The organism is Rariglobus hedericola (assembly GCF_007559335.1).
In the GTDB taxonomy this organism is placed as follows: Bacteria; Verrucomicrobiota; Verrucomicrobiia; order Opitutales; family Opitutaceae; genus Rariglobus; species Rariglobus hedericola.
Genome location: NZ_VMBG01000002.1, coordinates 964,963 through 978,798, shown reverse-complemented (window position 1 = coordinate 978,798; position 13,836 = coordinate 964,963). Strand labels below are relative to the sequence as shown.

The following is a 13,836-nucleotide window of genomic DNA, read 5'->3' as shown; positions in this document are numbered from 1 at the left end:
ATTACGTCAGCCGTGGCTTTTCACGGCTTACACTGTTCTCGCTCACTCACGGCCGCCGTGCTGAGTATTTGCCTCCGTCCGCAACGATGACCTTGAACTGCATCCGTTCCGATCTGCGCGTTCGTTCGACGGACCTTTCCCCATGAGCCTTCAACTCGCCTCGCTTTTCCAAGATCACGCCGTGTTGCAACGCGACCGGCCCCTCCCGGTTTGGGGCTCGGCTCCGCCCTTGGTTAAAATTCGTGTCGCGCTCGCCGGCAACACCGCCTGCACGCTCAGCAACGCCGCGGGCGGTTTCTTCGTGCAATTACCCGCGCTGCCCGCCGGTGGTCCTCACACGCTGACCGTGACCGTCGTCAAAACCGGCGAGAGTATTGCGGTTCACGACCTGCTCGTCGGCGAGGTCTGGCTCGCCTCCGGTCAGTCCAACATGGAGATGCGGCTCAACGCCTGTCTTCCACTCACCGCCGAAGTCATCGCCACGGCCGACTTCCCCGAGATCCGTTTTTTCACCGTCCCCACCCGCGCCCATCTCGGACCGCAACATAGCGTGGGCGGCAACTGGCAGGTCGCCACGCCCGAGGTCGCGGGGACTTTCTCCGCCGCCGCGTTCGTCTTCGCCCGTCGTCTTCATAGCGAACTTGGCGTAGCCGTCGGTGTCATCTCGTCCTCGTGGGGCGGCAGCATCATCCAGAGTTGGCTCAGCCGTCCCGCGCTCGCGCTTAACCCCGAGGTGAGCGACTGGCTCGCCCGTTACGAGGCGCAGGCCTGGAGCGATGATCGCTGGGCGCTCATGGAATCCCCCGGATCAGATGGTCGCGTGAGCGGCACCCCGAAAGACCCCGGCAACACGAGCCTCGCCCTCGGCTGGCACCAGACCGATTTCGCAGACGCCACCTGGCCGACGATGAGTCTTCCCGGCACATGGCAATCCGCCGGCCATAAACATTCGGGCGTCTATTGGTTCCGCCGCACCGTCGAGATCCCGCAGGCCTGGGTCGGTCGCGAACTGCAGCTGCATTTAGGCGGCGTCGACAAACAGGATATCTCCTACGTCAACGGCATCGAAGTCGGCCGCACGGGCAAGGGCCAGGAAGATCAATACTGGAACACCCCGCGCGTTTACACCGTCCCCGCTGCCGTCGTCACCGGCCGCACGCTGCTCATCGCCGTGCGCGCGTATTCATTTATCTATGACGGCGGCATCATCGGTGCCGACAGCTCCCTGCATATCGGCCCCGCCGACGCGCCCGACGCCCACCTTCCGCTGGCCGGCGACTGGCGCTACCAGTGCGAACACAACCTGGGACTCGTGACCGAGACGCATCTCATGGGCCACGGTGAGCGCAACTCGCCGAATATGCTTTTCGACAACATGCTCCGGCCGCTCGTGCCCTACGCCTTGCGCGGAGTCATCTGGTATCAAGGCGAAGGCAACGCCGGCGAAGCCGCGATTTACAAGCGGCTCATGCAGGACCTTATCCTCGATTGGCGCCGCCAATGGGGACAGGCCGACCTCGCTTTCCATCTGGTGCAGCTGCCCGGTTTCCAAGCCGCCAAGGAATACCAAGCCGCCAGTCACTGGGCCCACTTCCGCGAAGCGCAGGCCGCCGCACTCACCCTGCCCCACACCGGCATGGCCATCACCATCGACGTCGGTGAAGCCGGCGATATTCACCCGAAGGACAAAGTTCCTGTCGGCGAACGTCTCGCCACCAGCGCGCTCGCGCGCACTTACGGCCGAGACCTCGTCCCCAACGGCCCGCTCTTCGCCTCGCTCGTGATCGACGCCGATGGCTCCGCCCGCTGCCGCTTTAACGATGCCGGCGCCCGTCTCACCACCACTGACGGTCAACCCCCGCGCCTATTCTTCATCGCCGGAGAAGACCGCGTGTTCCACCCCGCTACCGCACGTATCGACGGAGCGGATGTAGTCGTAAGCCATCCCGCCGTCACCCGTCCCGCCGCCGTGCGCTACGCTTGGGCCGACAACCCCGAGGGCTGCAATCTCGCCGGCCCCACCGGCCTGCCCGCGAGTCCGTTCCGCTCGGATCGTTGGTAACATCACCCCACCGTTTCCCACCCCATGAAACGTTTTTTCAACGACACGAGCTTCTGGAATCAACCCATCGGCCCCAATCACGCCATCGATCCGGCCTCGCACCCGATGCTGGATTTTCTCGCGAAGCACGACGACCGCGGCTTCTGGCTCAATCTTAACCAGTGGACCATTCCGATCTACGAGGTCGATGCTTCGACACCGCGTCGCCGCATTCATCGTCGGTTTCATCCGGGCAGCCCGGGCTGTTTGGCACGCAGCACGGCTTACCTCCACGCGAAGCATCCGTTCGGCCACGGTCGTGACTTCGCCGCCGATGCGGAGGCCGGCCTCATTCCGATTCCCGCCCACGCGCGGCCCGACCCTGAAAGCGACAGCCACATCGCCCTCGTTGATTGGCAGAACGGCTGGATCTGGGACATGTGGGCCGTGCGCATCCGCCCCGATGGCGAATGGGAATGCAACTCCGGCATGAAGTATCGCGCCGACGGGTCCGGCGTATTCGATCGCGCCGAGTTCACCGTGCACAACGGCGAGAGCATCCATCCCTACGGCCCCGCCCGCGCCGCGGGTGTGCCGATTCTCGCCGGCACGATCATGCATGACGACGTGGTCGCAGGGGTCATCCCCCACAAACTCGCCTTCGCCACCCAGTGCTCCGCGTTGCAACGCTTCGTCAACCCGCCGGCCTGCTGGACCGACGGCGGCTGGGATGAGGGTCTGCCTGAAGGCGCCGTCGTGCAGCTCGATCCCGCACTTAACCTCGAAACGCTTGGCCTTTCACCCGCGGCCAAAGTCATCGCCCGCGCGTTGCAGGACTACGGCGCGGTCAACGTCGATGTCTGCGGCGGCCATTCACTCTACGGCGAAGGCCTTTACGCCGACCCGCTCCGTCGCACGTGGGACGGACTGCTCGATGGAAACGCGCTGATCGATCTGAAGTTCGAGCACTACCGCGTGCTCAAGATGGACGGTCTCGTCCACGAAGGCATGGGCCGTCGTGAAAAATCCGGCATCTACGGCCACCCTGCGCCCACGACCGGTTGATACGATTCGCAGCTTGGCGCAGCACGTGACTATAACCCCGCCCACCGCCGCCGCTTCGTTGTTCCAGCGCACCCTGGACCTGCTCAACGCCACCGCTCCACTCCGGGCCAGCTTTGAAGATTTCACCGGCGTTACTATCGACTACCCTCAGTTACTCCTGCCCATATCCTACGAGATCCACACCTGCGCCGCATGCATGTATGCGAAGACCGACAGCGCGGGAGCACGCGACTGCTCGATCAATAAAGGCGCGGCCAACCGCATGGCCATTCACCGCGCGAAGGGCTTCGGCGGTCTGTGTCATCTCGGACTCTTCGACTTGGTCGAGCCGCTCATCGTCAGCGGCGCCGTGCTCGGCGTGTTTTATTATGGCTCCGTGGTCGTCATCGAACGTGAACCCGAGTCACTCCGCCGGCTGCACCGCTACTGCCAGCGACGCGCCATCGATCCTTCCCATCATCTCGCCGCATGGAAAGCGGTGTCCCGTATCCGCGAGGCCGATATCGCCGCGCACCAGGAGCGCCTTCGCACCGTGGTCGAGTCGGTCCGCCTGTGGTGTGAAGCTCTCGCAATTCCGGTCGAACGCTACCCGCCGCTCAGGAAAAACGTTCACTGGATCACCCACCACAACGCCCCGCCGCTCGTGCGCACCGCGATCAAATTCGTCGCGCGACGCTTCGGCCAGTCTTGCCGCGTGATAGACATTGCCGCGCACGCCGGCTGCCACCCAAACTATCTCAGCGGTGAATTCAAACGCCACACCGGCGACAATCTCACCGCTTACATCGAGTGGGTTCGCATTGAACGCGCCAAGGCCATGCTTCACGCCCGCAAGCTCTCGGTCGGAGAAATCGCCCACCACTGCGGCTTCGCCGATCCCAGCCACTTCGTCCGCGTCTTCAAGCGCCGCACTGGCAAAACCCCCAGAGTGTTCCAGTTCGCAGAGAGCGTGACCTGAGAATTATTCCATTTTTAACGAGGCGGCAGGCTAACACGTTTTCCCTCGTTTAGAGTAGGATGAGGCTCATGCGCACTCCCCTCCGTTCTTTGTTTTTGTCGCTGGCCGCTTTCACCGCACTGACGGCTCACGCCCAAGTATCCTTGGATTTCGAAACCGCAGGCCAGCTCACGGATAACTTCCGCAATCTCGGCCCCAGTAATCCCATCAACACCCAGTCATCCAACGGAGTGGCCAATGACTACATTATCCACAACGTCCCGGACGCTTCGGTCACTGCGGCCGCTTTGCTCTACGACACCACCCCCGGAGACACGACCACCGGCACCCAGTCCACCTTTTCGGTGAGTTCGCCACTCAAGATAGACTTTGATTTCCGCGCCACGACCGCAGGCTCATCGATCGGAATCATTTTCGCCGACTCCACTAACGCCAGTAACAATATGCTGGCCCTCTTTAATATCGATAACACCGGCACCACCGACCTCGTTCGTTTCTTTAAGGACGGCACTGTGACTTCGGCCAGTGTAACCGCAGGTCTTCAATCGGGCTCCAACCAAACAGCTTCTACCGGCGTGGATATCGGTTCCGCATTCGGGCACTATTCGGTCACTCTCAGCGTTACCGGAACGTCTCCATCGCTTACGCTCACCGTTGGCTCTCAAACTTTCTCGAACGTGCCTGTTTCAGGTGATTTCGACTGGGCCAACACCACGGTGATTCTACGCATCTTCGATACCGGTGGTTCGGCCGCGAACACCACCGTGGATGTGGACAACTTTACCATCAACTCCATCCCCGAGCCCTCGACCTACGCCGCGTTTTTCGGCACCTCCGTTCTCGGTCTCGCGCTCTTACGTCGCCGCCCCAAGGCCTGATCCTTCGTCAACGACCCGCATAAAAAAACCCGGCTTCGCGCCGGGTTTTTTATTTATCAGGCGACCACTTTGCGTCCGTCGTAGTTAAGCATTGGATCATTGCCGCGCTCCATGCGGCGCAAAATCAACACCGCGAGGATCACGCCGAGATCGGCCACCTGCGCCCCGATGCCGAACACGATCACACCATTGTGCAGCCCTTCCTGCATGGCCACGATCATGAGGCCGATCTTCACCGGCATGCCCAGGAGCAACACGATGGCTTTCACGAAAAAGATACCATGATGCGGAATGCCGTCCTTCGGTGATTCGCCCGCCACGCAACGAGCCACATCGGCCTTGATCGCGCGCTCCACTTTGACCCACCACAGATAGAGCAGCACCGACACCGGCACCAATCCGAACACGTAAACATGGAAGGCCGTCGTCCAGTCGATGTGCCACAGCCAGTAAGCCACCCAAATCATGAACGCTAGGGTGCTGAACATCACCAGATTCGTCATACTCAATGCATAATTGAGCCAGCGCACCTGGGTGCCCACAAACAACGGCCGCTCCATTTCTTCGTAGCCTTTTTCGGACCACGGCGCAGGCGGATTAAAACGAAGGTCGCCACCGAGAGCCTGCCACTGGCGGTAGAGACTGTAGATGACATAACCCATCACGATGCTGGCCACCGCCGACCACACGAAGTTGAAACGATAGGCGTAGTCCGAGCCGCTGAAAAAATACGTTTTAAGCGCGTAGAAGTAATATCCGGCCGCCGCACCGGCGACCATCTTGCAGGCATTCGTGACGATCGATTGCGCCGAGCAAAACTGGCCGTAGCGCGACTTGGGCTGCAGGCGCATGTCAAACGGCACGGCGGCCACTCCGCACAGCGCACCGTGAAATACGCCGATCAACCCGCCGCCCAGCATGTTCAGCCAGAAGAATGCCGCCGGTGGCAGGGTCACAAAAGCCCAGACCCAGCCGCCCACCGAAAGCGTGGCCGCGAACACGCCGGAATAGGCCAGAATGCGCAGCGGATGCCAGCGATCGATATAGACCGAGGCAAAGTAGGCGGCGATCATGCCCGCCAGTGCGGTCACGGCACTGGCCTTCCCGATGTAATCGAGCGACAGGCCCATCTCCTTGTAATAAAAAATGCCGAACGGCCACAGCGCCGCACCCAGCGCAGGCGACATCGAGTAGATGAACTTCGTCCAATAAAACTTATGTGAGAAGCTTTCGCGGAAGAACGTCTTGAGCCCCGCCAGACCCCGCGTGTTAACCTTCTCCTTTTCGTTAACGGGCGGATACTCGCCCTCTTTCACGAAGATACAGAGCAACCCGATGCCGACAAAATACACCAGCGCGGTCGCCACGAAGATTTCCTTCATGTGGCTCTCCGCGTATTTGAAGATGAAATAATTGTAGAGGAAGCCGATCGAGGCTCCGACCATCTGCATCAGACCGAAAAACCGGCCGGTCAGCGCGACGGGAACCGTGTCGTTGAAAATGTAATTATAAACTGAGGCGATCACCACGTCGGAGAACTGAAACGCCACGATACACACGCTCATGACACCGATCGCCGCGGCAGTTGGCGTCAGGTTGGCGAGCAAACCGGAACTTTGCATCAGACGCGCGATGTCCTCGGAAAATGCGAGCGCCAGAATGCTCAGCGTGACGAACGGCAGCGTGAAAAAGAAGAACGGCTTGCGGCGTCCCCACCGCGTTCTCAGATAATCGCTCTTGAAGCTCAGATACGGCGAGATCACCAAGCCGAACATCGGAAAGATACTGGTGAGCAGCATGCCGATCAGCACATCAGACGCCCCGAGGCTCTTGAGTTTCAACGGCAGGATGCTCGGCACCACCGTCATCATCAGATTGAACGAGAAACTCCCGAACAACAGGAAGGTGAACAGCGTGATGATCCCCGCCTTGGTGTAGGTCAGCGTTCCACAGTGCCAAGTCTTGGCAGGCTGGATTCCAGATGCGGCAATTGGTCTTAGCGGAGACTCATTCATACGGGCATACTCTTCGACAATCAGGGGCGGACAGACGGGTTAAAACAAAGCGGGCGCACAGGCCGTTTAGCGCAGCATCGCAATCAACACGGGACGCATCGCTTTGTCCCAGGCCTCGTAGCCGGGCTTGGCCAGGTGCACCAAGTCGGCCGTGTAAAGCTCCGCGACGACCTTGCCGTCCGCTCCCTGAAACGTTCCGGTCAGATCCAGAAAGCGCACAAACGATGGCTGCTTCGCGGCCACCAGCCGGTTGATCTTCGCCGCCCGCGCACTCTGCCCGGCATTACCCAAAGGCAATACGCTCGTCAGGAGAACCTTGGCCGCCGGACGCTTGGCGTGGATCTGCTTGATGATCTCGGCGATGCCTTGGGCGATTTCCTCGTCGGTGCCCGTGGCTGTGAAAATGTTGTTCACGCCGATCATCAGCACCACGACCTTGGGCTGGATGCCTTCCATCGCCTGGTTTTCAAGACGCCACAAGGTCTGGCGTGTAGTGTCTCCGCCAATACCGATGTTGAGTGCCTTCAGCGGCTGGTAATGTTGCGCCCAGACTTCTTTGCCGGCTCCCGCCCAGCCCTTGGTGATCGAGTCACCCAGGAACAGCACATCAACCCCGCCCTTCTTTGCCTGGTTAACGAAGCCCCAATGCGTCTGCTGCCACGATTCGGGCGTCGCCTGGGCCCAGAAGCCCCAAGCCGGTTCCCATGGCTTGCCTTGGGGCGCCTGGGCCAACGTCTTCGGATCAAACCCGCCGGCAGGCTGGGCATGAACCGCCATTGGCACCGACAACACCAAAGACAGCGCAGCGATAACGCCGCAGAGAGATTTCATTCGAGGGGTCATAACGGGTTTTGAGCCATACCGACTGTGGGCGCAGAAGCAGGAAGCACTGCACTCAGGCAAAAAGGGGAATACAGGGGGTAAGGGATCCAAGCTAATCCATAGGCGATCACCTCTTCGGCAACGGAAACCTCCCGAACCCCAAGCGATCCTTATGCAGATGTTTGAACAATTAAGAGGCGTATCACCGCCCGCAAAAAAAGCCGGGACGCGCGCGCATCCCGGCCGGTCAACAAACCTCTAACGCGCCTCTCAACCGCGACGTTTTGCGCGAACACTTTAAACCGGAGTGCGAGGCCTCACCACCGTTATCGCCAGCAGGCCCAACGTCGTGGGCACCGTGGGATCAGCCTGGATTTCAATGTGCGTGAGCGGCTGCTTCGGCGTGGGATTGATCCACTCCAGCGTATAGAGAAAAACATGCCGGTTCACATGGTTGGTTTCATCGTTTTCCAACAAGGGAACCACACGCGCATGGGGGAAATCTTGGTGAAGAAAATCAGGCCACCAGTCCTGGATATTGGCGCTCGGTTTTTCCTTATCCAAACCGGGATCACCACTCGCCGCCGCATGCATCCACCCCAAGCTGACCAACGGAACGTTTCCGATCACGCGCTTATTCGCATGAAAACGGTAATGCGCGAAAGGCTGCATCGGTTTTGCGTAGCCGCATCCGTGCAAAATATAAACGGCCTCGACCGGACCGTTGATCGGAATGACCAGGCGATCCGGAAGCTTTCGCGCATTTCCAGTAGTATTGGTCGTCGACTGGAAAATAACCGCGCCACCATTCGCACGGTTGGGGCCTCCAAGAATTTCAAATGGCACGCCCTGAATTTCGTGCGTGCCCGGCGCGAGGCAGCGCAACGGAATGTCGCCCAGCCAGCCGCGGCGGAAAATTAGCGGACGATTGACGAAAGGACGCAGATCCACCGGGGTAAACCGCGGAAGCTCCGAAAGCGATGCCTTCGCAGCGAGCGGATACGGCTGCTTTGCCAGACGCTCCAAATGCGCGATGTCCTTGGTGACAGCCGCCGATTCGCTCGTGAACGCGGCCGCCTTCGGGCCAAGCTCCGCTCCTTCCAATGCCCGCGTCGATTCGCGCACCACCAGGCGTGGCATCATTTGAATACTCGACGGCTCACGCGGCACGCCCAACTGACGTTGTTCGTGAACTTCGCGCAAAAGGAGGTCGAAGGTCAGTTCAAACCAAAGCACCATGTCAAAACCCGCCGCGCTGACGCGGGGCTCGGCGGACGCCAAAGCCTTCGCATTACCCACGACCACCACCGACAGTGATTCGGGCACCCGCCGTCCTCGGCGGGCAAGTTTGGTGAACAAAGATTGGATGTCCGTATTGTAGCCGACGAGGATGACCAGACCCGTTACATTATTCCACGGACCGGTGACCAGCAACTCCACCAAGTCATCGATATCCCGCTCTTCCGTCAGCCACGAGGGCTGCAGCAAAATGCGTTCGGTAGAGGAACCCAGCTGGTTGCGCACGCAAAGCCGGTTCCAGTAATCTAACACACTCATCTCGCGCTCACTTCCGGCGGGAAACGTAACCAGCGCCAGCTCGCGATGAGCAAGCCCCAGAAGATGCGAAAGTGCCAGAGTAACGCCGTTATTTACATTGGCGCCCACGGCGGACAATTCGCCGTTCAATCCCCAGCCTCCGGTGCAGACCACTGGAATACCATGACGGATAAGTTGGAGCGCAGCGGGCAGCCAATCGGTAGCGTGCACGGATTCGCTAGGCGGATCACAGACCACACCGGCGGTCTCTTTTGAATCCAGTTGATTCAGAATGGAAGCGACCTCCTCGGCCGCGACCCAATCATGCACCACCAGCTCGATATCCAAGTTGGCGGCCGCCCTCCGATAACTTGCGAGGTGATGCGTGCGGCGTGCGACAATCAGATGGAAAACCATACGGCGCGAAACGCGTGGAGCCACCGCGATCGAGAGACGGTAACCTTCACGAAGCACCCGGCCTTCCGAAATCAACCGGCCCATCGCACGGTTCAGTCCGTAATATTTCACCCCAAGCTCCTTGGCGATGGCGCGCTCCGAGGGCAGGCGATCCCCCTCCTTGAATTTGCCTGCCTCCAGCCAGTCGTTCAGCTGTCGGGTCGCGTCGCTTACCAGCTTGCCTGTGGCCATGAGCAATGAGCTAAGACAAATTTAACCGATGCGCACAAGCGCTGTTCTGGTTTCGCAGGATAGGTTTTAAAAGTTTCCAAAATCATGAATTAGCTGACGACAAGTGGCGTTAAAAAATAAAGTCGGGAGGTCTAAACCTCCCGACTTTACCATTAACCGGACAAGGATCGGACGCCCCTTTGAATTACTGACTCTGGAACACTCCGCGTCCGTCAGTGCCGATGAAGACCTTGCCATGATTCTGACGGTCACCGGCCAGCGAGAGGATGTCCTTGATCGTGGGATCGGACAGCTTCACCCAGGTCGAACCGTAATCATCAGAGCGGTAGATGCCTTTGATTCCGGCTTTGTAACCATTGATGAATACGCTGTAGCCGGTTCCCGAAGCGGCTTTTCCGAAGCTGACCGCCGTCACCTTGCCGATCCCGGAAAGGGACGACCAAGTGCCGGCCGAATCGACCGAACGCCAGAGACCGCCGCCATTGCCATTGTAGGTGCCATCATCGCAGAGCCAGACGTCTCCGCCCGAGGGATAAGCGGACGACACCGGTGCGGCCACCAGCTGGGGCGTGCGCATGTTGTAACTGTTGCCGTTGTTCACCGTGGAAACCTGCGTCCAAGTGGCGCCGCTGTTCGTGCTGCGATAGATAACATGACCCGCACCGCCGAAGGCCGCCGCGTAGAAGTTGCCGTTGCCACGGTCTGCCGTGAGTGGCTGCCCGGACGGCGAGATGCTGCTGCCGTTGGTGTAAATGCCCGTGATATTGGAGTTAGGTCCGCCCGAAGCCGCAGCCCAAGTCACGCCGCGATCCGTGCTGTAATACATCGGCGTGGCGTTTCCGCCGTTCTTGATGCCCATCCAAACGATGTTGGTGGGATTGCTCGCCGAGACCGCGACACGACCGCCTCCCATCCACAACGCGCTAGGCGTGCTGTAGAAGTTAGTCGGCTTATTGGTCCAGGTGATCTCGCTCGCCGGCAGATTATCGGTGCCACCATCGCCCTCGACCCAAGTGGTGGTCGGCGTGGACGAGATACTCGTGGAATACGAATTCGTATCAGCAGACGCCAGGCGATACAGGCGCAGCTTGGCCGAGGTAATGGCGGGCTGCCCCGTGAGGTCGAACTTCAGGTAACTCCAGCGAACATAACCAGGCTGGTCGTAGTAATTCTGCGCAGCCAGTTCAGTGGACGCACCGAAATTGGTCGATGCGTTGCCGGCATAGACCATCGCGTCTGCCGTCGGCGTGAGCGGCGAGCCGGTGCCGTTGAGCACGAGCTGCGGCGGATTCGCGCCTTCTTTGGACGAGAAGCGAAGATAATTATTCTGCGTGAGCCAATGACTCGAACGCACGGCCATGGTCACCGAGGTGACGCCCGCCGCCTGCTGCTTCTTGAGATAAGGACCGATATCAAACTCTTCCCAGCCGGCTGTAGCGCTGTTCGCGACGTTGCGTGCGGCCAGCTGGCCAAACGTCGTCCAGTTGAGACCGCCGTCGATGGAAACCGCACCCGAACCCGAGCTCTGATTGGTCGCAACAGTGGAACGCGCCCACACGTTGTTGTCGGATTCGGAGAAATCCAAACTCGTGGTGTTGGCTGCACCCATACTGCTGCCGCCCGCGCCGGTCGGACGCAGTGTCGTGTCGAGATATCGGAAGCCCGCGACATCGGAGAGCCCCGTCAGCAACTTGGCACCAGTCGGTGCGTTTTTAAGCGAGAGAACGACGGTCTCCTCCTGATTCTTCTGAAGCGTATACCACCAGGCGCCGGGATTCGTGCCCAGGTTCTGCGCGTTGCGCGTGCGGGTAACTCCGAAGAAATCACCCAACCAGAGTTCGTTGGCGTCACCGGGCGTCACCATCAGCGACGATGTGGTTCCAAACCAATATCCGGTCTGCGAAGCAAGGCCGTCGGGCTCTTTTCGCTGATGATTCGTGGAGGTCAACGGGCCTTCGTTGAAGGTGGTCGTCTGCGTCGTCCACGTGCTGCCGCCGTCAGCGGAGCGGGAGATGTTGGTGGAAGAAATCGATGCGACGAAAACTTTTTGTCCGGTAGCATCATTGGGATCAACCGCGATACCGTGATAGGTCTGACCGGTCGGCAGCCCGCTCAACAAGCTCAGCGAGCCTGCGCGCGGCAACTTCGCCACACCGGCGGTGCCCGCAGTCACATACAGCGTGCCATTGGCGGCCAGCTGCGCACGACGCGGATTAAAGACCGTCGCACCGCCGACGATGCTCCACGTGGTGCCTCCGTCCGTGCTTCGATAAACGCCACCGGTAGTCGCGTCTGAAACACCGGCGTAAACGATCGTGCTGCCGCTGTTCGCATCACAGGCCACGAAGGTAATCCCCGTATTTGTCGATCCGAAAGGAACCGACGAAGAGGCAATCTGCGTAGCCGTCCAAACGCCGCCGCTCTTCACGAATTTCCGCAGGCCACTGGTCGTGGAACCATACCAAAGGATGTTGGGATTGTTGGGATCAACCGCGAGGCGTTCGCCGTTGGCGCGACTGCCGCCGTTGCCCTGGATGACGAAGGTGTTGCTCGCACCCACCAGATACCAGCTAGCACCTTGATTATCGGAGCCGTAGATGCCGCGGGCCGTGCTGGAGATGCTGGGATTGCCCACCGCCATGTAGAGCCGGTTGGGCGTGCTAGGATCCACTGCGATACTTTCCACGCAATGCAACGCCGTGGCGCCCGCCGTGGCGAAAGGCACCAGGGTGTCACTCAGCGAAACCCAACCACCATTGCCCGCGACATCGCCAGTCGGCACCCAGCGGAACGCGCCGCCCACATCGGTGCGCGCATAGATGGCCGCACCCGACGGGTCGCTGACCAGTCCCGTCACATAACCGCCGCCGCCCAACGGGACAGAAGTCCAGCGCGGCACCGTCACCGTGGTGTAGTTCAGCGTGGGGATGTAATAGCCGCCGCCCTCGGTCGTGCCGAGCTGGTAGGAGTTCCAATAAACGTAGGCGTCCGGGTTCACCCGGAAAAACACATAAGCAGTCGATGCACCCGACTCGCGAGCCGCATTCAACTGGTTGTTCAAGTAACTGACCAAGGCCGCATTCGAAGTGCTGACTCCGGTGTAGGAAGGCGTGCTCCCCGTGATGAAATTATCCTGAATGAGCGTGCTGGCCGCATCCAGAGACCCGCCGTAATAGTCCGTCGGATCCACCGCCGCACTCGTAGTGCTAAATCCGATACCATAAAGGTCTCCATTAAAGGCGAACGACGACATGAAGCCTGTCCTCATACCATACGTTGCCGCCGAAAACTGCTGCGTTGGATCGCTCAGAATGGCGGCGGGAATCTGAAACATATTTACCACCGCCGATTGAACGCCGGAGACACCGCCAACCAAACCTGGATTGCCGGCCGCATTGCCGACGGTTCCGTTGCTGCGTGCCTCCGCATCGTTGGCCAATCCGTTTATCGTGCCGGTGAGAGCGAGGGCATCCGCTGTCAGCAATCCGGAGCTACCGATGATAATCAGGGTGCGAGCCGCCAGTCGTTTCCCGGTCTTAAGGGCTGAATTCCAGCCCGAGTCATGTGTTTTCATGCGAATCATTTCAGGGGTTAAGCGCAGGGTGAAAAGTCCATCGCGCCCGAATGACTGTGTTTCCAAATTGGGGATGGAAAACACGGCGTCGGTGGGCGACCGACTTGAAAGCATCCCATGCAAACACACCCCAAAACCCCTCACGCAATATCCCTCTGGCTGCGCCCGAATTCTTAAATGAAGTAATTTAAACAAATGGCATCAATATCTGTAAAAATATTTACAATGAAGGCTGAGCAGTTGGTTGGTTGCGTATTCACTTCCTGACTACATAGAAAAACAACCCCCGCTCGGTTGAG

Annotated in this window: 8 protein-coding genes; 4 read left to right on the top strand and 4 right to left on the bottom strand. The window is 59.7% G+C overall.

Translation table 11 applies throughout. From position 1 onward, the window contains the following. Positions 1–142: 142 nt before the first annotated feature. The 4 genes from FPL22_RS14490 (at position 143) to FPL22_RS14475 (ending at position 4,942) form a co-directional block, all read left to right on the top strand. A complete protein-coding gene (locus tag FPL22_RS14490) occupies positions 143–2,062 on the top strand; it encodes a sialate O-acetylesterase (protein WP_144353702.1) in 1,920 nt (639 codons plus the stop codon). Positions 2,063–2,086: 24 nt separating this feature from the next. Beyond that, on the top strand, positions 2,087–3,106 hold the full coding sequence (locus FPL22_RS14485) for a hypothetical protein (protein WP_144353701.1): 1,020 nt from the start codon (positions 2,087–2,089) through the stop codon (positions 3,104–3,106). A gap of 25 nt (positions 3,107–3,131) precedes the next feature. Then, complete coding sequence (locus FPL22_RS14480; RefSeq protein ID WP_144353700.1) at positions 3,132–4,064, top strand: helix-turn-helix transcriptional regulator; 933 nt, start codon at positions 3,132–3,134, stop codon at positions 4,062–4,064. 68 nt (positions 4,065–4,132) lie between these two features. Next, on the top strand, positions 4,133–4,942 hold the full coding sequence (locus tag FPL22_RS14475; RefSeq protein WP_162525320.1) for a PEP-CTERM sorting domain-containing protein: 810 nt from the start codon (positions 4,133–4,135) through the stop codon (positions 4,940–4,942). Between the two features lie 56 nt (positions 4,943–4,998). Here FPL22_RS14475 and FPL22_RS14470 read toward each other — a convergent pair whose 3' ends face one another. The 4 genes from FPL22_RS14470 to FPL22_RS14455 all read right to left on the bottom strand — a co-directional run bounded on the left by FPL22_RS14470 (position 4,999) and on the right by FPL22_RS14455 (position 13,537). Then, entirely contained in the window at positions 4,999–6,957 is a 1,959-nt protein-coding gene (locus tag FPL22_RS14470) for an MFS transporter (RefSeq protein WP_144353698.1), read from the bottom strand. Positions 6,958–7,023: 66 nt separating this feature from the next. Next, a complete protein-coding gene (locus FPL22_RS14465; RefSeq protein ID WP_238991426.1) occupies positions 7,024–7,788 on the bottom strand; it encodes a GDSL-type esterase/lipase family protein in 765 nt (254 codons plus the stop codon). 288 nt (positions 7,789–8,076) lie between these two features. Further along, complete coding sequence (locus FPL22_RS14460; protein ID WP_144353697.1) at positions 8,077–9,963, bottom strand: GntR family transcriptional regulator; 1,887 nt, start codon at positions 9,961–9,963, stop codon at positions 8,077–8,079. Positions 9,964–10,147: 184 nt separating this feature from the next. Beyond that, positions 10,148–13,537 carry a CBM96 family carbohydrate-binding protein gene (locus FPL22_RS14455; RefSeq protein ID WP_144353696.1) on the bottom strand — a complete coding sequence of 1,130 codons (3,390 nt, stop codon included), beginning with the start codon at positions 13,535–13,537 and terminating at the stop codon, positions 10,148–10,150. Positions 13,538–13,836 lie beyond the last annotated feature (299 nt).